The following is a 375-nucleotide window of genomic DNA, read 5'->3' on the forward strand; positions in this document are numbered from 1 at the left end:
TTGGTGGAGCCAGACGGGATCGAACCGACGACCTCAAGCTTGCAAAGCTAGCGCTCTCCCAACTGAGCTATGGCCCCATTCCGTCACCAAACCAAACCTAAGAGGATTGGTTGGCCTGAGTGGACTCGAACCACTGACCTCACGCTTATCAGGCGTGTGCTCTAACCACCTGAGCTACAGGCCATCACGGGACCCTTGAGGATCCCATTGACCGGTAACCCAAAAGGTCAGCCGATCGGATCTACCGAACACATCCGTGGAAGAAAGAGAAACGAAGCCGGCGCCAGGGCCAAAGGACCTCCGGATACCATGAGCGGCATCATCGGTGCAGCTTGAGGCTGCTGGTCCATGTGTTCCAATATCGAACCGTGAAGA

At 56.0% G+C, this 375-nt stretch carries 2 tRNA genes; both read right to left on the reverse strand.

Going from position 1 to position 375, the window contains the following annotated elements:
• Position 1 precedes the first annotated feature (1 nt).
• A tRNA-Ala gene (locus tag M4J39_RS22800) sits at positions 2-77 on the reverse strand.
• Between the two features lie 30 nt (positions 78-107).
• Positions 108-184: transfer RNA gene (locus M4J39_RS22805), tRNA-Ile, on the reverse strand.
• Between the last annotated feature and the right edge of the window lie 191 nt (positions 185-375).

Source organism: Pleomorphomonas sp. NRK KF1 (genome assembly GCF_023721755.1).
In the GTDB taxonomy this organism is placed as follows: Bacteria; Pseudomonadota; Alphaproteobacteria; order Rhizobiales; family Pleomorphomonadaceae; genus Pleomorphomonas.